General features: G+C 47.8%; 19 protein-coding genes. 1 reads left to right on the top strand and 18 read right to left on the bottom strand.

The genetic code is table 11. From position 1 onward, the window contains the following. Positions 1-40 precede the first annotated feature (40 nt). Positions 41-2,818, bottom strand: a complete 2,778-nt coding sequence (gene secA / locus NW199_RS02555) for a preprotein translocase subunit SecA (RefSeq protein ID WP_258333547.1) — start codon at positions 2,816-2,818, stop codon at positions 41-43. Between the two features lie 230 nt (positions 2,819-3,048). On the opposite strand from secA, the gene NW199_RS02550 reads away from it, so the two are divergent. Further along, positions 3,049-3,507: a hypothetical protein gene (locus NW199_RS02550; RefSeq protein ID WP_022472912.1), complete on the top strand. Its 459-nt coding sequence runs from the start codon at positions 3,049-3,051 to the stop codon at positions 3,505-3,507. Here NW199_RS02550 and NW199_RS02545 read toward each other — a convergent pair whose 3' ends face one another. The 17 genes from NW199_RS02545 to NW199_RS02465 all read right to left on the bottom strand — a co-directional run bounded on the left by NW199_RS02545 (position 3,508) and on the right by NW199_RS02465 (position 24,960). Continuing rightward, positions 3,508-4,158: a LysE family translocator gene (locus NW199_RS02545; protein ID WP_258333546.1), complete on the bottom strand. Its 651-nt coding sequence runs from the start codon at positions 4,156-4,158 to the stop codon at positions 3,508-3,510. Positions 4,159-4,269: 111 nt separating this feature from the next. Beyond that, positions 4,270-5,181 carry a UDP-3-O-acyl-N-acetylglucosamine deacetylase gene (lpxC, locus tag NW199_RS02540; protein ID WP_022472910.1) on the bottom strand — a complete coding sequence of 304 codons (912 nt, stop codon included), beginning with the start codon at positions 5,179-5,181 and terminating at the stop codon, positions 4,270-4,272. A 14-nt stretch (positions 5,182-5,195) separates the two neighbouring features. Continuing rightward, the gene (gene ftsZ / locus NW199_RS02535; RefSeq protein ID WP_258333545.1) at positions 5,196-6,479 is read right to left on the bottom strand and encodes a cell division protein FtsZ; all 1,284 of its coding nucleotides are present in this window, start codon (positions 6,477-6,479) and stop codon (positions 5,196-5,198) included. Positions 6,480-6,635: 156 nt separating this feature from the next. Then, complete coding sequence (gene ftsA / locus NW199_RS02530) at positions 6,636-7,928, bottom strand: cell division protein FtsA (RefSeq protein ID WP_249092240.1); 1,293 nt, start codon at positions 7,926-7,928, stop codon at positions 6,636-6,638. Next, the gene (locus tag NW199_RS02525; protein WP_258333544.1) at positions 7,925-8,743 is read right to left on the bottom strand and encodes a cell division protein FtsQ/DivIB; all 819 of its coding nucleotides are present in this window, start codon (positions 8,741-8,743) and stop codon (positions 7,925-7,927) included. Before NW199_RS02525 ends, ftsA begins: the two co-directional genes overlap by 4 nt. Before the next feature lie 20 nt (positions 8,744-8,763). Beyond that, positions 8,764-9,732, bottom strand: coding sequence for a D-alanine--D-alanine ligase (locus NW199_RS02520; protein WP_249092238.1), 969 nt, complete (start codon positions 9,730-9,732; stop codon positions 8,764-8,766). Between the two features lie 15 nt (positions 9,733-9,747). Beyond that, positions 9,748-11,145 carry a UDP-N-acetylmuramate--L-alanine ligase gene (gene murC / locus NW199_RS02515; protein WP_258333543.1) on the bottom strand — a complete coding sequence of 466 codons (1,398 nt, stop codon included), beginning with the start codon at positions 11,143-11,145 and terminating at the stop codon, positions 9,748-9,750. A 31-nt stretch (positions 11,146-11,176) separates the two neighbouring features. Continuing rightward, the gene (gene murG / locus NW199_RS02510) at positions 11,177-12,259 is read right to left on the bottom strand and encodes an undecaprenyldiphospho-muramoylpentapeptide beta-N-acetylglucosaminyltransferase (protein WP_022472904.1); all 1,083 of its coding nucleotides are present in this window, start codon (positions 12,257-12,259) and stop codon (positions 11,177-11,179) included. Further along, positions 12,259-13,470, bottom strand: coding sequence for a putative lipid II flippase FtsW (ftsW, locus tag NW199_RS02505; RefSeq protein WP_022472903.1), 1,212 nt, complete (start codon positions 13,468-13,470; stop codon positions 12,259-12,261). Before ftsW ends, murG begins: the two co-directional genes overlap by 1 nt. Then, positions 13,467-14,924, bottom strand: coding sequence for a UDP-N-acetylmuramoyl-L-alanine--D-glutamate ligase (gene murD, locus NW199_RS02500; RefSeq protein WP_258333542.1), 1,458 nt, complete (start codon positions 14,922-14,924; stop codon positions 13,467-13,469). The genes ftsW and murD overlap by 4 nt, the downstream gene beginning before the upstream one ends. Before the next feature lie 13 nt (positions 14,925-14,937). Then, positions 14,938-16,092 (bottom strand): phospho-N-acetylmuramoyl-pentapeptide-transferase, encoded by a 1,155-nt coding sequence (gene mraY, locus NW199_RS02495; RefSeq protein WP_258333541.1) that lies wholly within the window; start codon positions 16,090-16,092, stop codon positions 14,938-14,940. 3 nt (positions 16,093-16,095) lie between these two features. Further along, positions 16,096-18,957 (bottom strand): UDP-N-acetylmuramoyl-L-alanyl-D-glutamate--2,6-diaminopimelate ligase, encoded by a 2,862-nt coding sequence (locus NW199_RS02490; RefSeq protein WP_258333540.1) that lies wholly within the window; start codon positions 18,955-18,957, stop codon positions 16,096-16,098. Positions 18,958-19,013: 56 nt separating this feature from the next. Beyond that, the gene (locus NW199_RS02485) at positions 19,014-20,825 is read right to left on the bottom strand and encodes a peptidoglycan D,D-transpeptidase FtsI family protein (protein WP_258333539.1); all 1,812 of its coding nucleotides are present in this window, start codon (positions 20,823-20,825) and stop codon (positions 19,014-19,016) included. Beyond that, positions 20,822-21,166, bottom strand: coding sequence for a cell division protein FtsL (locus NW199_RS02480; protein ID WP_249092231.1), 345 nt, complete (start codon positions 21,164-21,166; stop codon positions 20,822-20,824). The genes NW199_RS02485 and NW199_RS02480 overlap by 4 nt, the downstream gene beginning before the upstream one ends. Then, entirely contained in the window at positions 21,163-22,113 is a 951-nt protein-coding gene (rsmH, locus tag NW199_RS02475; protein ID WP_258333538.1) for a 16S rRNA (cytosine(1402)-N(4))-methyltransferase RsmH, read from the bottom strand. Before rsmH ends, NW199_RS02480 begins: the two co-directional genes overlap by 4 nt. A gap of 10 nt (positions 22,114-22,123) precedes the next feature. Further along, on the bottom strand, positions 22,124-22,552 hold the full coding sequence (mraZ, locus tag NW199_RS02470) for a division/cell wall cluster transcriptional repressor MraZ (RefSeq protein ID WP_022472896.1): 429 nt from the start codon (positions 22,550-22,552) through the stop codon (positions 22,124-22,126). A 293-nt stretch (positions 22,553-22,845) separates the two neighbouring features. Continuing rightward, positions 22,846-24,960, bottom strand: coding sequence for an acetate--CoA ligase family protein (locus NW199_RS02465; RefSeq protein ID WP_258333537.1), 2,115 nt, complete (start codon positions 24,958-24,960; stop codon positions 22,846-22,848). Positions 24,961-25,089: the final 129 nt, after the last annotated feature.

Here is a 25,089-nt window from a genome sequence, read left to right as displayed (position 1 = left end):
AAGCGCCCATTTCAGAGCGCTTTTTAAGTTGGTTTAGCGATTAGTCAATGTGACCGTGGCAGTTCTTAAACTTTTTGCCTGAACCGCAAGGACACGGATCGTTGCGAGAAACACCTCGCCAATCCACCTTATCAAGGTCTACACCGGCCGCTGAGATTCCGGTGAAGGATAATTCATGTCCTTCGTCATCGTGAACAACTTTGTTTTTAGCTTCTTGTTGAGCTTGAGCAATTGCTTGAGCACGGGCAGCGGCCTGTGCGCGAGCAAGTGCCTCTTCTTGGGCTCGTTGTTGTTCAGCCATCGCTTCTTCTCGTGTTTGAATTCTGACTGTCATCAATACACGCATGACATTTTCACGCACTCGGTCAAGTAACGTTTCAAACATCGAGAATGCTTCGCGCTTGTATTCTTGCTTAGGTTGCTTTTGAGCGTAACCGCGCAAGTAAATACCTTGACGCAAAGCATCCAAAGCGGTGATATGCGCTCTCCAAATGCTATCCAACACTTGCAGCGTCACCTGCTTGGCGAAATCATTCATCGCCTGCGGACCGGCCAATTCAACCTTGTCATTGTAAATTCGGTCACACTCATCAATGAGAACCTTCAACAAGTCTTCATCAGTGGTTGAATTGCTCTTTTCAAGCATTCCGGCAAAGTCGATATCAATGCCCCATTCACTCTTGAGAATGGTCGTAAGGGTTGACAAGTCCCATTGCTCTTCAACGGTATCGGCAGGCACATAAGTTCTGAATAAGTCGGTGAAATAGCCGTGACGTAAATTGGTCACCATTTCACTCAAGTCGTCACTTTCCAAAATCTCGTTGCGCAAGCGATAAATTTCACGACGTTGATCATTTTGCACGTCATCGAATTCAAGCAGTTGCTTACGAATATCGTAGTTTCGGCCTTCAACCTTACGCTGAGCGCTCTCAATCATACGAGTAAGCATATTGGATTCGATGGCAACGCCTTCTTCAAGCTTGAGCTTATCGGCAATGGCGCGCATGCGGTCACCGCCAAAGATTCGAAGCAACGGATCTTCCATCGACAGATAAAAGCATGAAGAGCCCGGGTCACCTTGGCGGCCAGCACGACCACGCAATTGGTTGTCAATACGACGTGACTCGTGACGTTCACTGCCGATAATGCGCAAACCACCGGCGGCAACCACCTTATCGTGTTCAATCTGCCACTCAGCCTTGATCTTTTCAATCGCCGCTTTCTTTTCTTCATCAGAAAGATCGGGGTTGGTCTTAACATCATCAATATGCTTATTAATGCCACCGCCCAAAACAATATCGGTACCACGACCGGCCATGTTAGTGGCGATTGTCACAACCCCAGGACGACCGGCTTCAAGCACAATCTGAGCTTCCCGTTCGTGTTGCTTGGCGTTCAACACATTGTGCTTAATACCTTCCTTATCCAAGAGTTTGCTGAGCGCTTCAGAATTTTCAATAGAAGTCGTACCCAACAGCACTGGTTGTTGGCGCTTATTGCACTCCTTGATATCTTCAATAATGGCTTGGTACTTTTCGTTGATTGTGCGGAAAACCTTATCTTGTTGGTCAACACGAATCATCTTCTTATGAGTCGGGATGACAACCGTTTCCAAACCATAAATATCCTGGAATTCATAAGCTTCCGTATCAGCCGTACCGGTCATACCGGAAAGCTTCTCATACATACGGAAGTAATTCTGGAATGTAATAGAGGCAAACGTTTGGTTTTCTTGATTAATCTTCACGCCTTCTTTAGCTTCGACAGCCTGATGAAGACCTTCGGACCAACGACGACCCGGCATTAAACGGCCCGTAAATTCGTCCACAATGACAATTTCGCCATTCTGGACAACGTAGTGCTGGTCGCGCTTAAACAAAGAGTGAGCGCGAAGAGAGGCCATCAAGTGATGCATCAAAATAATATTTTGAGCAGAGTACAGACTTTGGCCTTGAGGAATCAATCCTCTTTCCGTGAGGATTTGCTCAATATGTTCGTGTCCTTGTTCGGAGATGTAGACCTGATGGGCTTTTTCATCTACCCAATAGTCACCTTCACCCTTTTCGGTTGCCTGACGCGTTAAAAGCGGAGGAATTTCATTAATCTTGGCATAAAGATCGGTGTTGTCATCAGCCGGGCCGGAAATGATCAAAGGCGTACGCGCTTCATCAATCAAAATCGAGTCCACTTCGTCAACGATTGCATAATGCAAACCGCGTTGACGACGATGATGAATGTCATACTCCATGTTGTCGCGCAGATAGTCAAAGCCGAATTCGTTATTGGTACCGTAGGTGATATCGGCCGCGTAAGCTTGAACTTTCTCGTCATTAGGTTGCTGACTGTAGATGGTACCAACTGTCATCCCTAAGAAGTTGTACACGCGTCCCATCCACTCTGCGTCACGCTTGGCAAGGTAGTCGTTCACTGTCACAACGTGAACACCTTTAGCTGGCAGGGCATTCAAGTAAACGGCCAATGTAGCCGTTAATGTTTTACCTTCACCGGTTCGCATTTCTGCGATCTTGCCGTCATTGAGCACCATACCGCCGATAAGTTGAACGTCAAAGTGACGCATTCCCAACACACGCCAACTGGCTTCTCTGACGACTGCAAACGCTTCAGGCAACAACGCTTCGAGCGTCTCACCTTTGGCTAAACGATCACGAAATTCTTGAGTCTTAGCCTTGAGCTCATCATCGCTCAAAGCTTTGATTGTCGGCTCCAGCTTATTGATCGCAGCGCACTGACGACGGTACTGTTTAATCAAGCGGTCATTGCGACTGCCAAACACTTTCGTTAAAAGCTCAGAAAACATCTTTTGATACCCTGCACGTCACTGCATTTTCAGGCAGCACGCGTTTTGTTAATTTTTGGACGACAAAATTTGTCGAGAGAATAAACTACAGCTGGCAATTATCGCATATTGCAGAAATGATTTTCCTTTGAAAATTCTTTGTTTTTTAAGAAATCCGACCTTTTTTGTAACTTTTTTCGTTTCGATTTCAATGCCTATTTGTGAGAAAATGCACGCGAAAGGAAAACGGCATGTACGGATTGGAAAGTATTGACAAACTTTTAAACTCTTTAAACCCTGATACGCTCATTGCGCGGCAAATGTTAAGCGTCAGGGTGGCTCAAGTTTTGCAACGTGCCTGCCAAAGCAAGCGTCTGCATATTGATTTTCAACGGGCTGTGCATGTTGAATGTGCCTCTCAAGGTATCATCATTAACACAACGACGCCGACAATCGCTAATCGACTCAAGCAAATTCAACCTTCTCTTGAAAAATATCTTTTTGATAGCGGTCTTAATCTTCCGATTCTAGGAATTAAAGCGGGGAAAATTCTCCCTCTGCCTGATTTGGAAAATTATCCCAAGGATCCCCCTCGGATTGCCCAACCTGGCGCCGCTGACGCCGTTCGGCAAAACGCGCAAAGAGCTAAAGACGAAGATATCAAAGAAGTTCTTGAAAAACTGGCTGACGCGCTGGAAAACAGAGCCTGATTAGAAGAAACCGACCAGAGCGAACCCCAACACCAAAAAACCGATCGCAAAGAAAACACATGCGGTTGCCCGGTTAATAATCTGTGAACCCCTGGGACCAGTAAAAAAGCGTCTGGCTCTTTCAGCCAAAATTGCGTAAACAACCAGATTGATAAAGACCATCACAGCGTAAACGGAAATCATCAATACGGCTTGAGCGACGTAGGGTCGTTGCGGATCCACAAATTGGGGTAAGACACTGATTCCAAAGATAATCGGTTGTGGATTGCAAAGCGAGATCACGATGCCTTTCGTAAAGTTTGCCAACCCATCTTCAGGGACCGCGTGCCTACCTTCTGATTTTTCCTTATCGGGAGAAGTGCCAAAGTGCATGGCCGGTTTATGCCAACTTCTCCAACCCAAATAAAGAATGAAAAAAGCACCGGCGATTTTAATCACGTTAAATAAGGTCGGGCTGTTGGCTAAAACCACCCCCATACCGGACATGGCGGCAGTAAACAATATCGATATGCCAATAGCTTGACCTAAACTGAAAAAAACGGTCTTATGCCACCCTTGCTGCAGCGATAAAACAATGGCAAATATCACACCCATTCCCGGCGACAGGATATTGGCCAATGAGGTGATGAGGAATAGGGAAAAAAGTGACATATCAGAAAGAAACAACCGATTTTCTAACCAATTGGATATTACGCTTTTTCTGTGCAGACAAACACAAAAGAAACACCCAACCGCAAATAGAAAATCGGTTACAGCGCGGCTTTAGATCGCAAAAACACGCTCAAAAGAAAAATCTCTTGGGGCTTTTTCAGACTCAAATGTTGCCCATTCCCAAGCTGAATCATCAGCCAACAACGCTCTTAAGAGCTGGTTGTTCAAACCGTGACCGGATTTATTGGCACTATAGCGAGTCAAAAGCGGGTGACCTAAAACATAAAGATCCCCCATGGCATCCAAGATCTTGTGCTTCACAAACTCGTCCTGTCCCCTGAGGCCTTCGGGATTAAGCACCCGATACTCATCCATTACAACAGCATTTTCAAGAGTTCCCCCTTGAGCTAAGCCGATAGAACGAAGCATCTCTACGTCTTGCACAAAACCAAATGTTCTGGCTCGGCTGACAGCATGAGCATAATCAACCTTAGCCAAATCAACTTCAGTAAATTGCAAAGTGCTGTCGATTGCAGGGTGGCCAAAATTAATGGAAAAAGCCAATGAAAAACCTTCATGAGGCTCCAGCTGGGCCCATTTATCGCCATCGGTTACACGAACAGTTTTTTTCACTCGAACAAAACGCTTTGGAGCGGGTTGCTCAACTATGCCGGCAGCTTGGATCAGGAAGACAAAACTTGCACCGGATCCATCCATAATCGGAATTTCCGGTGCATCAACATCAACATAGCAATTATCAATTCCCAAACCATTGAACGCACTCATCAAGTGTTCAATGGTGGAAATTTTGACCGGACCTTCGTTTAATGTTGTTGCCATGCGCGTGTCATTCACACGCGTAGCTTCTGCCGGCATAACAACGGGCGGATTTAAATCGACACGGGTATACACAATGCCGGTATCGGGGTCAGCCGGACGTAAAGTCAAATTTACTTTTCGACCGGAATGCAGACCGATACCAACCGTACGGACGACTTTTTTAAGCGTTCGTTGTTTGAGCATAACTAAATTTGTTCTTACTTATTGTCGTGACGAATAGACCACCAACCCGTTTCCCATTCATCGGCTGCCTTTTCTTCCTGTTTTTCAGGCTCTTGCGGCTGTTGGGGTTCCGATTGAGCAGGTTGTTGAGCAGCCGGAATACTCGGTTGAGGCTCGGGCTTGGCAACCGTAGGCTTAGATTCCACCTGCGGTTGAGCCACCTTCGGAGCGGCAGGCTGCTGAGCTACACTTTGACGACTGGTCCAAGGATCTGCTTGTTGCGGTTCTGCATAACTGCGGTTGTTATGTTCCCAAACATCTCGCTTTTCATCGGGTTTTTCGAGCGGAGCAACTTCTTTGTCCTTACCGCCATCCAGGCCTGTGGCAACCACTGTCACACGCATGGAGTCGCCCATACTGTCATCGTAGGCTGAACCGTAAATAACTTGAGCGCCTTTTGCCGTGAAGTTCGTGATGATATTCATAACCGTCTTGGTTTCCTTCATCTTCATCGTTTCTTCACTAGCCGTGATGTATACCAACACGCCGCGGGCTCCGTTGAGCGTTACCCCCTCAAGCAACGGACAGGCCACTGCATTTTCAGCGGCAATACGGGCGCGATCAGGACCGGAGGCAATAGCCGAACCCATCATGGCCGTTCCGCGTTCACTCATCACCGTGCGCAAGTCTTCGAAGTCCACACCGATCAGACCCGGTGTTTGAATAATTTCGGTGATGCCTGCACAAGCCTTAAACAAAACGTCATCGGCTGCGGCAAAGCATTCACTCACGGAGGCATCCTCACCCAACTCATCTTCCAATTTGTCATTCAAAATGACAATTTGGCTGTCCACGCATTGTTTGAGTTTGACTAAACCTTCTTCGGCGCGTTGCATGCGAAGAGCTCCTTCATAACTGAAGGGCTTAGTTACAACAGCAACCGTCAAAATACCCATTTCCCGAGCAATTTGAGCCACCACAGGGGCCGCACCGGTACCGGTACCACCACCCATCCCGGCAGTAATGAAAACGAGATTTGCACCTTGCAAAAGTTCACGAATCCGATCTTTGGCTTCAACTGCAGCCTGCTCGCCAACTTCCGGACGAGCACCGGCTCCAAGTCCAGTTTTACCGATTTGCAAAGTGGCATGAGCTCTAGAATGTGACAATGCCGTATAGTCGGTATTAATCGCAATAAATTCAATACCTTGAGCACCGCGCTCAATCATATGTTCTACGGCGTTACCACCGCCGCCGCCCACACCGACAACCTTAATGACGGTCTGACGGGGATCATTATCACCGAGTACTTCAAACATGGGAATAGGCCTCCAAATCCAATCTTGTAATTATGTATGAATAAGGATCGTTTTGCTTGGATTTTCAAAAACTTTTTTCAATTTTAAAAATCATAATTGCTATTTTTTAGTTCATCCAAATCAAGTGCAAATGAGGCGCGAGTTAAGGAAGAAAGCTTAGTACTGGCCTATAAAGAATTCAATCAAAAAACGCTTGGTTTTAGCCCACAAAGAGTCATCAGAGGCCGCCTTTTCCTCCTCGTCCTCATCACCTTCTTTGAATCGCAGTGCCTCGTAGGCGATTAATCCCATGGCGGCACTTTCCTTGGGAGAATTCAAACCAATGCAAGCATCACCGGTATAACGCGACCGACCTAAACGAGTACTGAATGTATAAGCCAAGGGGCCCGGCATGGCTGAAAACAGCTCTGTTATTCCTAACAACAACGAAGTACCGCCCGTGAGCACAATGCCACCCGTGAGTGTATTGCATGGCGCACCATTAACAGACTTGTACCATCCGGCCTCAAAGAGTTTTTTACCAATAGTCAGATTCAAACTGCGAATCTCGTGGTAAACCATCTTTGACAATTCGAGCTTGGAGTACTTTTTACCTCCCTCTTCCAGAGGTGCACGGTAGAGAATGACCTCTTCATCTTCCGGAGAGCAACGCAGATCCAACTTGTTCTTAATGGATTCAGCCTCTTGCATGGAACAATGCACAAAGCCACTGATTCGCTGAGTTATGCGGCGACCGCCGTAATTTAAAGTGTACGTGAAACGGGGAAGACCGGCCTGAAAGACCGCCACATCTGTTGTCCCGGCCCCGATATCAATCAACACTACACCATTTTGAATTTCATCTTCCGTAAGCACTGCATAACCACTGGCCCAGGCTTCCGGAAGGATTCGGGAAATGTCCATGCCGCTGCGACGAATCACTTTTACACGAGCTAAGGCATTAGCTGCACTGGCCACCGCCGAATGCATATGGGCGGAAATACGAGAGCTTTTCGCATCAATCGGATTTTGGCCGACATAACCCTCGTCTTGGTTATCGAGCATGTAATACAACAGCTCCGATTTAATCAAACGCTGATCTTCTTTTAATTCAACGGCATCCTGGGCCATACTCTGGACATTTTTCATGTCCGACAACGTCACCGTCCTGCCCCTAAGCGGCATTTCGGCACTGGAGTCCTTTCCTTCCACAGATTTGCCAGAAATATTGGTGCAAACATCGTTACTGGGAATTTTGCCTGCAATACCAAAAGCCTCGACTAGAGCAGACTTGACCTGAGGCTGAACCTCCTCAATACTCGTTACATTTCCGTCGAGTACTCCCTGAGACTCGGTACGCCCTTGAGCCAGAACTCGAAACGTACCGTCCTTATAGACTTCGGCGACAACTGCAAGGATTTTGCTTGAACCAATATCCAATGCGGTGACAATTTTTTTATTTTCTTTCATCGCGCGTTACTTTGCCTATTAGCCTCTGCAATGGATTCAGCCGCCTGGCGACGACCAGCCTGTGAACGATATTGCCTCAAACTTCTTTCCGGTAATGTAGCCGAAAAGGCTAATTCATACCGGGCATCAATACTGGACGGTGGTCCTTTCATCAATTTGACCACATCAGGATATTGTACGATAACAATCCCAAATCGATCCTCAAGGGTCCAATTTTCATGCTCTACCCCCAATTCAATTCGAGTGGGCGGAATGGTGTCTGAAGCTATGGCCAGTGCCCAACTATCACGATCGTTTACGCTTACTTCCGTTACACGCGCTTTAGGCATGACAACCTGAAGCATTTTATTGAAGCGTTTATAACGTCTCGTTACCTCTTCAACCATTTCAGCTCGCCCGAAGAATTCGGGTAAAGCCAAGGGGTTATCCACTTCCTCGGGATTGGCGGCAAACAACTCCCCGTTAACCGACACCAACCGCCCGTCTTCCCATAAGGCAAGCGGTTTATATTCGGTAATTTCAATATTTATTTTATTGGGCCAAACGCGCCTAACATTTGCCGATTTAACCCAAGGAGCCTTTAACGCAGCCTCTCGGATAGCATCTAAATTAACGTTAAAAAAAGTCCCCGAGGCTGTGTTGCCTAAAACTCGACGAAAATGCAAAGATGAGATGTGGTCAATTTCACCGGATAATTCCACAGAGCGAATGGTAAAAAAAGTTTCCACATAACGCGGAAAGCTGCTTACTGCCACAGCAGCAAGCAGCAATACCAACGCAAATGCAATTAAAACCGCTTTAAAAAACCGTTTCATCAACCCAAGAACAGAACTCTTTAGTGACGAGGAAAGTCTAAACGAGCTTCAGACAACATTTGAAGCACTAATTCCTGATAACTCATACCTGCATTTTTGGCAGCCAACGGAACCAATGAGTGCGCGGTCATTCCGGGAGAAGTGTTCATTTCCAAAAGGTTAAACGAACCGTCCTCGGACAAAATCAAGTCGATTCGACTCCAGCCTCGTGCCCCCAAGGCTCGATAGGCGCTCAAACAAGCTCGGGAAATATCTTCATGAAGATCATCGGACAATTTCGCCGGGCACTCATAACGAACATCATTCGTGAAATATTTGTTTTGGTAGTCGTAATCTCCATTCGGAGCGATGATCTCGATAATGGGTAAGACTTTTGCGTCTTGACCGGCTCCTAAAACAGCCACCGTCAATTCACGCCCAAAAATCCGTTCCTCTACTAAAACGTGGCGATCCAAAACCAAGGCTTTTTCAATGGCCTCGTGCAACTCTTCAACAGTAGCATCCTTTAATTTCGTCAGACCGATGCTAGAGCCTTCACGTGCAGGTTTCACAACCAAATCACGTCCCAATTCCTGCATTACGAAGTGTAAGTCGCTATCAGCTGACACTAGCATTCCCTTCGGACAGGGAATCTGACGTTCACGCCAAATTTGTTTGGTCAAATTCTTATCGATGGCAATCGCACTCGTTTTAACACCGGGACCGGTATAAGGAACACCTAAATATTCCAGAACACCTTGAATCGTTCCATCTTCACCATAGCGGCCGTGCAAGGCAATAAACGCGCGGTCAAAGGCGCCCTTTTCAAGCTCAGAAATGCTCTGCTCCTTCGGGTCAAAACGCGTAACGTCCACGCCTGCCTCAACCAATGCATCGTAAACGCCCTTTCCGCTCATCAATGAGACTTCGCGTTCACTGGACATTCCACCGAGAAGCAATACAACCTTACCTAAACTTTCAGGCTTAATTTCCTTTTTCTCTTCTTGCATTTAATCGTATCCTCATTATTTCGATAAACCGGCACGAGCTTGCAGACGACCCGGTACACCGCCGACGCTGCCTGCCCCCATGGTCACAACTACGTCACCATCACGAGCCAATTTCATAATGGCGTCATCCATTTCTGCAGGCGTATCCACAAACACCAACTCCGTTTGACCAACAATTCGTATAGCACGAGCAAGTGATCGGCCATCGGCTCCGACGATGGGCTTTTCTCCCGCCGGATAAACATCGGCGAGCACAAGAGCTTCAACACTGCTCAGAACCTTAACAAAATCCTCGAAGCAATCTCTCGTTCTCGTGTAGCGATGGGGTTGGAAAGCCACCAATACACGACGCCCCGGGAAAGCCCCGCGCACAGCATCCAGTGTTGCCTTCATTTCATGCGGATGATGGCCGTAATCATCGATCAGCGTAAATGATCCGCCGGACGGCAAAGCAATTTCACCATAACGGCTAAAACGCCTTCCTACGCCGGTGAAGTTTTCCAAAGCAAATTGAATTTTGTCATCCGGCACATCAACCATTGTGGCAATCGCAATAGCCGCCAAGCTATTGCGAACGTTATGTAAACCGGGCAAATTCAAACGCACATCTAGCGGTTCTCGTCCTTGACGTAAAACGGTGTAGCACATCTGTGTGCCTTCAGCACAAATATTAATGGCTCGAACGTCCGCTTCTTCGCTTAAACCGTAAGTTACAACAGAACGCGGCACGCGGGCGATGATGGAGCGAACATTTTCATCATCCAAACACAAAACCGCCTTGCCGTAAAACGGCAGTCTTGTCAGGAAATCAATAAATGCCTGTTTGAGCTTTTCGAAGTTATGATCATAGGTATCCATATGATCAGCATCGATATTGGTAACTGCAGAAATCACTGGAGACAAACAAAGGAAAGAGGCATCCGACTCATCGGCCTCTGCCACAATGAATTCCCCTCTGCCCAATCGGGCATTGGCTCCTGCTGAATTCAAACGACCGCCGATAACAAAGGTCGGATCAAGACCGCCGGCTGCCAATAAACTTGCTACCAATGAAGTGGTCGTTGTTTTACCGTGAGCCCCGGCAATGGCGATGCCGCTTCTGAATCGCATCAACTCAGCCAACATTACCGCTCTGGGAACAACCGGAATACGAGCTTGTCTAGCCGCAACAACCTCAGGATTATCCGCTTTAATAGCCGAAGAAATAACAACGACATCTGCGCCCTTCACGTTTGCGGCAACATGCTCATGAAAAATCTGAACACCCAAACCACTCAGGCGTTCAGTCGCCGCGTTGGTTGCCATGTCCGAGCCTGTCACCTTGTAACCTAAAGTCACCAAAACTTCGGCGATACCATTCATACCGGTTCCGCCAATTCCCACAAAGTGGATTTTGTTTACCGCAAATCTCATTGTTTACTTGCCTTCGTTAAACCACCAGAAACTATAATTTTGCCAAACGTTCGATAGTATCGGCTACTGTTTTCGCAGCTCCCCGTTTTGCAAGGCTTCGGGCCTTGTCAGCCATTGTCAGAAGATCTTCACGGGTCAGACTTCTTAATTTTTCATAGAGTGAGTCAGGGGTTAAATCTTTCTGTTCAAGCAAAATCCCCGCTCCTTCATCTTGCATGTAGCGAGCATTACCCAATTGATGTTGAGTTGTCGAGACAACAAAAGGCACCAATATCGCAGGAATTCCTCCCGCCGTTAATTCACTGACTGTTGTTGCGCCAGCTCTGCACACAACGACATCGGCTTTATTGTAGGCACTTGCCATATCATCAATAAAACTGATGACTTGCGCTTCAACTCCATACTTCGCGTAGAGAGCTTTAACATCCTCAACCGCATTTTTACCACACTGATGGGTAACAATCGGACGTTCTTCTAAAGGGAATTTGGCGATAGCGGCCGGCACTGTTTCATTGAGAACTTTGGCTCCGAGAGAACCGCCGAAAACCAATAAATTGAGTTTTCCTGTACGGGCAGCGTAACGTTGTTGCGGTTCGGGCAAAGCCAAAATATCTTCGCGGACGGGATTGCCGGATACAATCGCTTTGGAACCGGCCCGATGAGCGCATTCGCCGTCAAATCCGCACATCACCGCTTGAGCCCAAGGCATCACTGCCCGCACGCTCATGAGGCTGCCAGCATCGCAATTCATCATAATGAGCGGCTTATTTTTGCTTCGGGCTCCGAAAGCAGCCGGCACGGCAATGTAGCCACCGGTCGAAAACATTGCGCTGGCTTGTCTTTTTTCCACAAGTGCTTTGGCGGCAAAACATGCTTTTACCAATTTCAATGCACCGGTAAACATGTGCTTGATGCCTTTGCCCCGCATACCGGTAAAGTCAAGAGCGTCAAATTCAATATTTCTCTGACCCACCAAACGCGATTCCATCCCAACCGGTGTTCCAATCCATGATACCGTCCAACCGCGCTTTTTCATTTCTTCAGCCACAGCCAATCCGGGCATAACATGTCCGCCCGTACCGGCAGCTGCAATAATCAAATGTTTTGTTTGCATCACCGTCTCCTCTTTCCTCTCATCAGAAGGCGATTTTCATAGTCAACTCGCAGTAAAAGGGCTAGTGCGCACAGCGTTACAACGATTGACGATCCGCCGTAGCTTACTAACGGCAAGGTTAGCCCCTTCGTCGGAAAAACGCCGATTGCTACGCCAATGTTAATCAAGGCCTGAACGCCAATCCAAAGCCCGACACCTTGGGCAACAAGACCGGAATAAACAGACTCCAAACGTACTGCTTGACGTCCGATCTCAAAAGCACGCCTGACTAACCAATAAAAGAGCAATAAAACGAATGTGAATCCCACTAGCCCAAGTTCTTCACCAATGACAGCCAAGATAAAGTCCGTGTGCGCTTCAGGCAAGTAGTGCATTTTTTCCACGCTCGCTCCTAAACCAACGCCAAAAAGTTCTCCTCTGCCAAAGGCAATAAGCGAGTGAGTTAACTGATAGGCTTTGCCCAATTGATTTTCTATATCCCAGGGATTGAGGTAAGCAAACACACGTGCCGTACGCCAAGGCGACAGTGCAATTGAAAAAACAATGACGGCAAAAATCACTATGCCGAAGGGGATAATGATGCTCCAACTCAAGCCGCCTAAAAAAACCACACCTAAAACAATCGCACTGATGACAACCGTAGCTCCCAAGTCAGGCTGCAACGACAACAGCATTGCCACCGCTCCAATGTAGAGCATGACGGGAATTAAGCCGCGAGTGTATGAATGCATATAGGCTTGCCGTGTCACCACAAAGTGTGAAATCACCAATACCGAAACAAACTTAACAACTTCCGAAACTTGAAGATTGATCGGGCCAAACCCAATCCAACGGGTTGAGCCATTTACCTCGTGTCCAAGCCCCGGCACAAACACCGAAATTAAGAGCAAAATGCCAAACAGCCCCAAAGGGTAACTAAGGGGATACCAACGAGATAACGGGACTTTAAAAACGAAAAAAGCCGCCATTAATCCAATCACAATATAAATGGCGTGACGAACGGCAAAGTAGCCCTCTGAAGTCTGGTATTTCGGCGAATCACCCAGTGAAATGGAAGCCGAATAAACCATGATGAGCCCTAAAATCAGAAGGGCCAGAATGACAGCGATGACACTGTAGTCAATTGAAGAAATGGTCGCAAAAGAACTCCGAGATGACCAGTCCTCATGTTTTTTATTACGATTTTGGAAAAAGTTCTTAATGCTGATCATTGCTGAGCATCACCGGCTAAAGCCTTAGCACTGGCAATAAAGATAGCCGAACGTTGTGCATAATCTTTAAACATATCCCAACTGGCGCAAGCAGGGGACAACAATACACAATCGTGAGGCTGCGCTAATTCAGAGGCTTTCTGAACCGCCTGCGGCATATCTTTGGCGTGGATGATAGGGTACTGTGCCCCTTGCAAGGCTTTCTCAATCAAAGGTGCATCACGACCAATCAAAACGGCACCACGAGCGTGCTTCGCCATAGAATCCGCAATCGGAGAAAAGTCTTGTCCTTTTCCATCTCCGCCTAAAATCACAACCAATTTTATTCCGTTGGCACCTAGCCCTTCCAGAGCTGCAACGGTTGCACCAACATTGGTCCCCTTACTGTCGTCGATGTAATCAACCCCATTTACGGTCATTACGTATTCAACTCGATGCGGTTCACCTCTGTATTGAGCCAGCGCCCGCAATGCATCGCTGATGGGCAAACCCGCAGCATAAATAAGTGCCAACGCCGCCAGTGCGTTCATGCTGTTGTGACGCCCCCGGATGTGCAAAGCGTCTTCTGGCATCAAACGTTGTAAAACATGCCCTTCCAGAACTTTGCGCTTGGTCAGTTGCACAGAATCATCTTCATTGAAGGCAAGCCATACGATACCGTCTTCTTTCACCAATCCCCATTCATTGGGATGCTGCGGTTCGGTTGCTCCGAAAGTAAAAACTCTTCTATCCTGCGCAGCAAAATTCATCACCGTTGAATCGTCACGATTTAAAATTCTTGCCGTTTTTTCATGAGCAAAAATTTTTCCTTTGGCCGCGACATATTCATTCATTCCGCCGTGCCAGTCCAAATGATCTTGGGTAATGTTTAAAAGTGCAGCCGCATCCGGCGCAAGCGATGAGGTGGTCTCCAATTGAAAACTGGACAGTTCCAGCACCCAAACATCCGGCAATTCACCACTTTCCAAATAACGATCCAGTTCCGTCACCGCATTTGGACCAATATTGCCGGCCGCAACGGCTTTCAATCCGGAGGCTGCCGCCATTTTCGTTGTCAACACCGTCGTTGTCGTCTTGCCATTGGTACCGGTGACCGCAATTATTTTCGGTTCATAAGCCATTTCACTTTTTAGTCGAGCCAGCTCTCTGGCAAAAAGTTCGATCTCTCCGACCACTTCGATTCCCAAAGATTGAGCTGACCTCACCAATGGAGTAACCGCAGAATGCCAAGGGCTAATTCCCGGAGACATTACCAACAGATTGCAATCGTTTAATTGTGCTTGAGCCTCTTGCAAAGAAACAAAGCTAAAGCCTTCCGTACCGGATAGGCGAGAAAGCGCGGGCGGTTCGCTACGGGTATCTGTCGCGCGGACTTGCCACTGCCGTTTAAGCAAAAATTTCGTACAAGCTTCTCCAGAAGCTCCTAAACCGACCACCAATGCTTTCTGCTGCATAATCTTCGCCTTTTTAACGAATCTTTAACGTCGATAAGCCAATCAGTACAAGGATGAAAGTGATAATCCAAAAACGCGTAACCACCTGCGTTTCCTTCCATCCCTTCAACTCAAAGTGATGATGAATCGGCGCCATCAAGAAAATTCTCTTACCGCCCGAGAGCCTGAAATACGTTGTCTGAATCATCACGGAGAGCGTTTCAACAACGAAAATACCGCCCATAATCGCCAAAACGAATTCCTGACGAGTAATAACAGCCACCGTTCCCAATGTTCCACCTAAGGCCAAGGCTCCGACATCGCCCATGAAAACTTGGGCTGGGTGAGCGTTAAACCACAAGAAAGCCAGTCCCGCTCCTGCCAAAGCCGCACAGACGACAACCAACTCACCGGCACCGGGGATATAGGGGAACAAAAGGTAATGAGCGAAGTCCACTCGGCCTTCAACGTAAGCAAAGATTCCCAAAGCACTGCCCACCATGGCCGCTGGCAAAATGGCTAATCCATCCAAACCATCAGTTAAATTCACCGCGTTGCTTGTTCCGACAATCACAATGAAAGTCAGTACGATAAAGCCGAAAATACCGAGCGGATAAGCAAAGTGCTTAAAGAACGGAATGATTAAGTCAGCATGCGGCGGCATCTGCATGGGGAAACCCGATTCAACCCAGCCGATAAGCATATGCACCACGTGAATATCGTTAGGTGCGCTGATCGCAAAAGCCAGATAAACAGAGGCAATAATGCCGATTAAAGACTGCCAACCGAATTTTTCTTTAGCGCTCATGCCTTTTGGATCATGGTGAACAACCTTACGGTAATCATCCACCCAACCGATCCATCCAAAACCGAGCGTCACAAAGAGGACCACCCAAACAAAGCGGTTACTTAGATCCATCCAAAGCAGCGTCGACAAACCGATCGCAATCAGAATTAAAACACCGCCCATGGTTGGCGTTCCATCTTTGACAATATGGGTCTTCGGACCGTTTGTGCGGACAGCTTGCCCCATTTTCATCGCACGTAAATAACGAATCGTGGCCGGGCCTGCCATAAAACCGATAGCCAGAGCGGTCAGTGCTGCCAATACCGCTCGTAAGCTTAAGTAGTTAAACACCTGGAAAGCTCTGATATCTTCTCCGAGCCAACGAAATAATTCCAAGAGCATTCTTTAATCCTTTTTATTCTTTGTAGCGTCTACCACTAAGGCTTTAACAACTGTTGTAAGTTTCATGCAGTTTGAACCTTTGACACTAACCGTTCGGCAGTGGTGACTTTCTTCGATGACCGCCTCCATAAACTGGTCACGATCATCCATCCATAGTGAACGCGCCTGGGGAGACAGTTCACGGAACTTTTCGACAGCGTAACGCATATGTTCACCTATGGCAAAAAATGCATCAATGTGCTTTTCGGCTGCGTAAGCGCCGATTTCCTCATGATATTCGATGCTTTTACTACCTAATTCAGCCATATCGCCCGCCACTAAAAAACGAGGACCGGGATAAGTTGTTAACAGATCAATCGCCGCTTTCATACTATCGGGATTGGCATTATAGGCGTCGTCAATGACAGTTAAGCCTCCCACTGTATGAACCTGACCCCGACCTTTTATTGCTTCAAAAGCCTCAAGTCCCTGATGAATAATCTCAAGCGAAACATTTAGTCCTAAACAAACCGCCGTAGCAGCTAAAGCATTTTTAAAATTATGTTCGCCTCTGACCTTCATTTTGGCTTCAAAAGTTCCAATCGGCGTCTTAATTAACGCCTTCATGCCGTTGGCTTCGGTTTTCATGCAGCCGTTCACGTCCGCAGTCGCATCAATACCGAAAGTCATCACATTGGCATGTTGAGCCATTTCAAGCCAAATCGAACGACATGGATCATCGGCTGAAATGACTGCGACACCGTTTGATGGCAAAACTCGAAACACTTCGCCATTTTCCCTCGCTGTCGCTTCAACGCTTTGCAAAAATTCCTGATGCTCGCGCTGAGCATTGGTAACAACGGCAATGGTCGGCTGCACCAGACCACTTAAGTAGCGCATTTCACCGACATGGTTCATTCCTGTCTCAATAACCGCCGCCTCGTGATGATCACGCAAACGCCAAAGCATAAGCGGTACCCCGATATCGTTATTGAGATTGCCTTCAGTAGCAAGCGCGTGTTCCCCATAGCGGATCTTTAATATCGTGGCAATCATTTGCGTGGTTGTTGTTTTCCCATTGCTTCCCGCAACGGCCACTAATCCCAAAGATTTTCCACGACGCCAAAAACCTGAAGTAACCCCTAAAGCCAACTTGACATCTTTGACAACAATTTGCGGCAACGGACAATAAACCTCGTGATCCACCACAACAGCGGCAGCTCCGGCTCTCATAGCCTGCATAACAAAGTTATGACCGTCAAAACGTTCCCCCTTTAATGCAAAAAAGAGAGAACCTTCCGTGACTTGACGGGTGTCCGTACAAACATTCGTAAAAGGAACGTCACTGCCAAACAAGTGAGAACCCGGTAGTAAGTTCGATAAGAATTTCACATTTAAAAGTGTGTCAGCAGGCGGATTCTTCAACCGTTGTGCATTTCGTGCTTCAACCACATCACTAAATGGATGTTTGACTCCATTGATCTCCTGATACTGCTCATGGCCTTTGCCGGCAATAAGTACGACATCCTCCGGCTTTGCTCGCTTAATAGCTTCATGGATAGCTTCACGCCTATCGGCAATGATCAGTTGCGGTGTTTTTAGGCCTGCCGCCATTTGTCTTAGGATGCTATCCGGATTTTCTGTTCTTGGATTATCGCTTGTAAGAATAACGTAATCAGCATTCTCTTCTGCCACTTTAGCCATAAGCGGACGTTTGCCGGCATCCCGGTCACCTCCCGCACCCAAGACAATCCAGAGCTTGCCGCGACGAACTTTAGCCACACCCTTTAATGCTTCGAGGGCTTTTTGAACAGCATCGGGCGTATGGCTGTAATCCACGATGGCCAAAGCGGCTCCTTCGTAAGGCACCTTTTGCATGCGTCCATTCGGAGCAACCAACAGGGGTAATTTTTCAACAATTTCGGCAAGGGAAAAACCACGGCACAAAGCTGCCCCGACAACTCCCAGCAAATTTGAAACGTTAAAAGCTCCGAAAATAGATAAATGCACCGTTTGACGCTCTGAACCATAGACAATATCAAACAGCATCCCTTCAGGCATCGGACGGACATTTTCGGCTGACAGTAAATGCGTTCCCGTCAAAGCGATGGCTCCCCGCATGCTTGTGACAATCGTGTGAATTCCACGATGAGCACAACGTTCAGCCATTCTGACACCCGCCTCATCATCGATGTTAATAACTGCATGCTGAAGACCCGGCCAATCAAAGAGAATCGCTTTGGCGCTTTCATAAGCTTGCATGTCATGGTGGTAGTCCAAATGATCACGGGTCAAATTGGTAAATACCGCCACATCAAAACGTGTCCCCTGAAGCCGTCCCTGCTCAAGACCAATGGAACTTGCCTCCAAGGCAACCGCTTTTGCCTCGGCTTTCAAAAGTTTCCTGTAAAGTCCCTGCATAGTCAGGGCGTCCGGGGTTGTCAACGGCGCACTTTCATAGGACTGTCCGTCCATAAAACAGCCTATCGTTCCAATGGCCGCGCATTTCTGCCCTAACAATGAAAAAAGTTGGGACATCCAATGCGAAGACGTCGTTTTACCATTTGTGCCAGTTATACCGATGGTAAAAAGTTTGCTACTCGGATCATGGTAAAAATCTGCGGCAAACTCACCTAAGTGTTTTCCCAACTCAGGAACAGCAATGGCGGGTACTCCAAATGTCCTGCGTTGCCCGTCATCTTCGTAGACCAATGCGCAAGCTCTTTTCGCCGCATCAGTTAAAAAATCTCTACCGTCACGATGAAGTCCTGGAACGGCAAAAAAGACATCTCCCTCCCGCAAATTTCTTGAGTCTAGTGTCAAGTGATTTGCTTGAGGAGCCAAGCGCTTTAACAATCGGACATAAGATTGGATGTTGTCGATCATAGGATTCACTATTGAGTACAGGGTCTGCCTTTATTGTTGCTTCAAAGACATCCCGATTAATGAGTTGTTCTGGCCAATAACCCGCCTCCGGCCACCATCATCGGATCATCCGGATTCACAAGCAGAGTCCGCAAGGCGGCTTCTACGACTTCTCCAAATACGGGAGCTGCCACCACGCCGCCCACGTGCCCGGAGTCCTTCGGCTCGTCAATCATGACAGCCACGACCAACCGAGGCTGTGTAGCCGGGGCCACGCCAACAAAGGAGGCGACGTAGTCTTTCACATATTCACCATTTTTTACCTTGTAGACCGTACCCGTCTTACCGGCTACCGTATACCCCGTCACTTTAAGGCGAGAGGCTGTGCCGCCTCGATGCACTGTCGTCATCATCATGGCTCGCATTTGACGGGCAACCTCGGGCCGATAGACTTGCTCACCTGCGGCCGGGTGGTCTTGCTTCATCAATGTCAGCGGAATGACATCACCATTACGGGCAAAAACCGTATAGGCCTGGGCAATTTGCATAAGCGAGGTTGATAAACCGTAACCATACGAGATGGTAGCCTGCTCAACAGGACCCCACGTTTTCGCAGGACGCAAACGACCGGCTACCGCACCGGGGAAACCGACCTGCGGGGCTTGACCGAAACCTAGTCGACTGTAGGTTTCCCACAATGTTTGTGCAGGAATCTGCAAAGCGATCTTGACAGTCCCCACGTTGGAAGACTTTGCAATCACTTGTGAAACCGTCAGCAAACCAAAATTGCGAGTATCACTAATCTTGCGGTCGGCCACCATGATGCTGCCCGGCGCCGTCTCAATAAGACTATCCGGACGCACAATACCCATATCCAAAGCCTTAGCGATAGCAAAAGGCTTCATAATAGAACCCGGCTCGTATGTGTCCGTCACCACACGGTTGCGAATCTTGTCAAACACAAATGTACTGCGGTCGTTGGGATCAAATCCTGGCCAACTGACTAAGGCCAAAATTTCACCGGTAATCGAGTCAGCCACAACCACCGCCCCGGCCTTTGCCTGGTGTTTCTCAACAGCATTACGAACGGCAGAATAAGCGATGTACTGAATACGAGAGTCAATGGAAAGATGCAGGTCTTTACCCGGAACAGGCTCCTGAGTCCACATTTCTTCGATAACGTGGCCCAATCGGTCCCGAATCACCCTACGCGAGCCGTTTTGACCCGTCAACGTTTTATCATTGGCCAACTCCACGCCTTCTTGGCCGTGATCCTCTCGATTATTGAAACCAACAATATGAGCAGAAACTTCACCACCCGGATAGTGACGCTTAACGTCAGGTGAATAGGTGAGTCCTTCCAAGTGCATTGCCTGCACACGACGGACTACATCCATATCGACTTGGCGGGCTAAGTTGACAAAGGCGTCTTTACGAGCCAAGCGTTTTTGAAGTGTACGTTCCGAGACCCCCAGCAAATCTGACAATTCACTGATTTGTTGAGGCGTTGCCGTGACTAAATTCGTTGTTGCCCAAATACTTCTAGCCGGCAAGGAAGCCGCCAATACCACTCCATTTCTATCAAAAATCTGACCACGGCCTGCGGCAATTTCAAGTGTTCTGGCGTAACGTACTTCGCCCTGCTTTTGCAGAAATTCCGTGTTAAAGCACTGTAAATAACCTGCACGTAAAAAACAGACGACAAAAATCCCCACCAAGGCGCCAAGCACCATGTGCGAACGCTTCTGGGAGATTTCCAAGGCCATCCATTCTTTATCGCGTTCTTTAGAACGTTTAGGCATACGCGGAGCCGTATCTTCGCTCCAGAATTTGTGCCACCGCCTCTTGAGCCAATTGAGCAACTGCCGCATCAGGGATTCTCTCATCATGACGGATCCCCTTCTTTTCGTGTCACAAAACGCGGCACCGGTTTAGGCTGCAAAATAACGGTATTTTCATTTCGAGCGGGCTCCAGTCCCATCTCGTTTGCGCCGGAAGCGATGTATCCCGGAAGTGTCACTTTAGCCAATTCGATATTGATTTCCCGCTGTTCATCGAGCAAACGGCGAGAAAGCTCCTGCTCTTGCTCAATATCACTGATCAAAGCACGTACTTTGTACTGATTGTTGACAATAAGTAATGCAAGCCAAACGAGCGTGACCGTCAGCAACGCAATAATGAGAATGTTGGCGTTTTGGCGAATGCGGCGCATTAATTCCAATCGAATCATGACAGCCTCCCCGCACGAACGCGCGTGGCCAAGCGCAAAATTGCGCTTCTTGCACGAGGATTAGAATCGCATTCTTCCTGACTGGGTAAAACCCTCTTGATATCCTTTAACTCAGGCTGCGGCAATTGATCCGCTCTTAACGGCAAACGCGAATCCAACGCTTTTTCAGGATGCGCTTTTTCATCAAAAAAACGCTTTACGATTCGATCTTCAAGCGAATGGAAAGTAATAACACCGATGCGTCCTTCGTCATCGACTAATTGCATTGCCGCGTTAAGCGCCAAGGAGAGCTCATCAAGTTCACTATTAATGTGAATCCGTATGGCCTGAAAAGTTCTTGTGGCCGGATTTTGCGTGGGATCCTTTTTGTTAGCAGGCACCACTTGAGCAACCAACTGAGCCAATTGCTGAGTGGTCTCAATGGGTGTCTGGCTTCTAGTCTGAACAATAGTGTGAGCAATTCGTCTGGCAAATCGCTCTTCTCCAAGCGTGTGGATGACTCGAGCGATTTCTTCTTCGCTAGCCTTGGCAAGCCATTGAGCCGCGGTTTCTCCGCAGCTTGTGTCCATGCGCATGTCTAGCGGGCCATCCATTCGGAATGAAAAACCGCGGCTAGCGTCATCAATTTGCGGACTTGAAACACCGATGTCCATGAAGACACCATGGACAGATTGAATTCCCCTTAGAACTAACTCCTCACGCATGCGGGAAAAAGGAGCATGAATGATTGTAAAGCGATCATCTACAATTTCTTTAGCAGATTCAATGGCTTGCAGATCACGATCAAATGCGATGAGTTTTCCTTTAGGTGACAGGAGCGAAAGAATGCGGCGCGAATGCCCCCCTCGGCCGAACGTTGCATCAACGTACGTTCCGTCTGGATCCGTTACCACCAAGGGCGGCGCCACCTCTGCCATAACGGAGAGGTGAGTGAAGCGCTTATCCATTCACCCTCTCCTAAAGCACTAAATCAAACACTTCCGGCGGCAATCCTTTCTGTAATTCCGCTTGTTCAAACTGCATGTATTTCGCTTGATCCCACAATTCAAAATGGTTACCCAAGCCCACCAAAGTCACTTCACGGTTAAGACTGCAGAGGCTTCGTAAATCGCTTGGCACCAACAGTCGTCCCGAAGCATCGGCATTGACGTCAAAGGCGCTGCCCAACATGATGCGCTGCAGCGTGCGAGCCGCATAGGGAAGGGCGGCAAGCTTCGCACTTAGTTGCACCCAAACGCCACGGGGATAGATCAATACGCAGCCGTCCGGATGACGTGTTAGGGTCACTTCCCCTTGGCAAGGTACAAGAAGGCTCTCCCGATACTTCGCTGGTAACGAGAGACGACCTTTTGCATCCAGCACGAGTAAAGATGTGCCCTGAAACATCAGTCCACCCACGGCAATTTATGTAAAAACACAAAAGCAGTTTGCACCTTTTTAGGCACAAACCTCCACTTTTTCCCACTTTCTTACACGGAAATTTAAAAGGATATGAATACTAAGTCAAGGAATTTCCATTATTTTTTTCAGAGAAATTTGCCTAAAGGCTATTGCATACATGATGTTGTTGTTCTGATCCTTAAAAACAACTAGTTTTGCACTAAAAAACGTTTTGACAGCTGTGATCTGTTTTTTCGACAAAAAAGGGCGCCGAAGCGCCCCTTTCTCACACTCTCGGATTAGAGTTTTTCTAAATTGACCTTGATACGACCGTCAACGGCAATACCTTCCCCGTTCTTTTCACTAATAATCAAAGGATTGATGTCTAATTCCGTGATAGCCGGGAAATCTTTCACTAATTGAGAAATTCTCAATAGGCATTCCCGCAATTGATCCATTTGAGCCGGCGTTGTCCCGCGTGCGCCTTCAAGCAGCTTATAAGCCTTGACACCACGGATCATCTCATCGGCATCAACATCGGTAAGCGGTGCCATGCGGAATGTAACGTCTTTCATCACTTCGATGAAAACACCACCCAAACCAAACATAACCATATGACCGTATTGCGGGTCGGTCGCAACACCGCAAACCATTTCACGGCTACCCTTTACCATTTCTTGGATAATCACGCCTTCCAAACCCTCAAGCAGGTTCTTTTCCTTAAGTTTGGCGATCAAATCACGGTATTGAGCTCGTAACTGATCGGCGTTTTGAATGTTGACGCGAACACCGCCCACATCCGTCTTGTGAGAGGTCGTCTTGGAGGTCATCTTCATCACAACGGGGTAGCCCACTTTGTCAGCGATGGCGACGGCTTCCTCTTCATTGACCGCAAAACCTGAACGACAAACACGGATACCGTACGCATCCAACACATCGATACTTTCACGAGTCGTTAATTGCTCACGCCCCTGAGAGGCGCTTTGCATAATGATTTCGCGGGCGCGTTCACGATTCACGGTAAATTCAGGACATGTTCCCAAGGGCTTTTGAACCCAAATACGCTGTTGATTGAGTCGATTTAAACCGTCGGCTGCCTGCTCGGCATACATAAAGAACGGAACATTTACCTGCATGCCAGACAATTGCGAGAAGAACTCACTCTTTGTCATGAAGACCCCGACAATCGGCTTTTCAGGATGCTGAGCCTTAATTTCCATGACCGCTCGAGCCACATCAATATCCTTTAAGCCCAAGAACGGCAAATAGATGACGATGACCATGTCAACATTGTCATCAGCCAAAACGGTCTCAAGCGTTTGCTTGTAGTGTTCAATCGGTGCCGAAGCAATCATGTCGACAGGGTTTTTAACCGAAGCGGCAGCCGGCAGGAATGCGCGCAACTTAGCCTTCGTTTCTTCCGACAATGGCGCCATCTTCATACCGTATTCGCAAACAGCATCTGTTGCCATAATGCCGGGACCGCCGGAATTGGTAATAATGGCTACTCGATCTCCTTTGGGAATCGGGCAATTGGCAAATACCTTGGCCGTTGCAAAGAGATTTTCCAATGAGTATTCACGGATCACCCCAGACTGCGTTAAAAGTGCGTGAGCCGCCTTATCGGCTCCGGCCAAAGAACCGGTGTGAGAAGAAGCGGCACTGGCGCCAGCCGCACTGCGACCAGCTTTTAACGCCAAAATCGGTTTTTTCTTGGATACGCGGCTTGCCAGTGTTCTGAAATTGGCAGGATTTTGAATGGATTCCATATAAAGCAAAATCTGCTTCACATCGTCTTCATTTTCCCAATATTCAATAGCGGTTTCAGCGTTGACATCAGCCTGATTGCCAATGGAAATAAATTGGGCAAAACCTAAATTCAAATCTTTGAGGATATTTAAAATACCTCCGCCCAACGCACCGGATTGGGACACAAAACCAATGCCACCACGCTCAGGCAAACTTTCAGCAAAACAACCATCCATCCGAATATCCGGATGGGTATTAACCACGCCTAAGCAATTCGGGCCGACACAGCGCATGCCATAGGCACGAACTTTCTCCAACAGAGCCTTTTCCAGTTCCGCCCCGTCTTTTCCTGTTTCCTTAAAACCGGCACTAATCACACATAAGCCGCCCACTCCTTTTTCGTGGCACTGGTCGATAGTGGAGAGGACAAATTTGGCGTTAACCACCACGATGGCCAAGTCCACTTCTCCCGGCACATCCAATACGGTTGGATAAGCTTGCAAACCTTCGATGACCCCACCCTTTGGATTGACGGGATAGATCTTGCCTTTAAAGCCGTACTCCTGCAGCCTTTTCATAATGTCCGAACCAATCGTGTGTGCCTTGGTCGATGCGCCAATGACCGCAATAGCGCGAGGTTTCATGATTTTGTCAAGATTTTGCATAACCAATCCTTTGTTTAAAGCATAAGCGCTAAAAATTCCTCCCTTATGATACAGGGGCCAAAACAAAAAAATAACCCCCAAAAATAGCCTTTTGGCTACAGCTACACTCTGTCACCAAACGGTTCACAT

Source organism: Parasutterella secunda, assembly GCF_024733725.1.
GTDB classification, from domain to species: Bacteria; Pseudomonadota; Gammaproteobacteria; order Burkholderiales; family Burkholderiaceae_F; genus Aphodousia; species Aphodousia faecalis.
The sequence above is the reverse complement of the archived record's forward strand: the minus strand, read 5'-3'. Positions and strand labels throughout refer to the sequence as shown.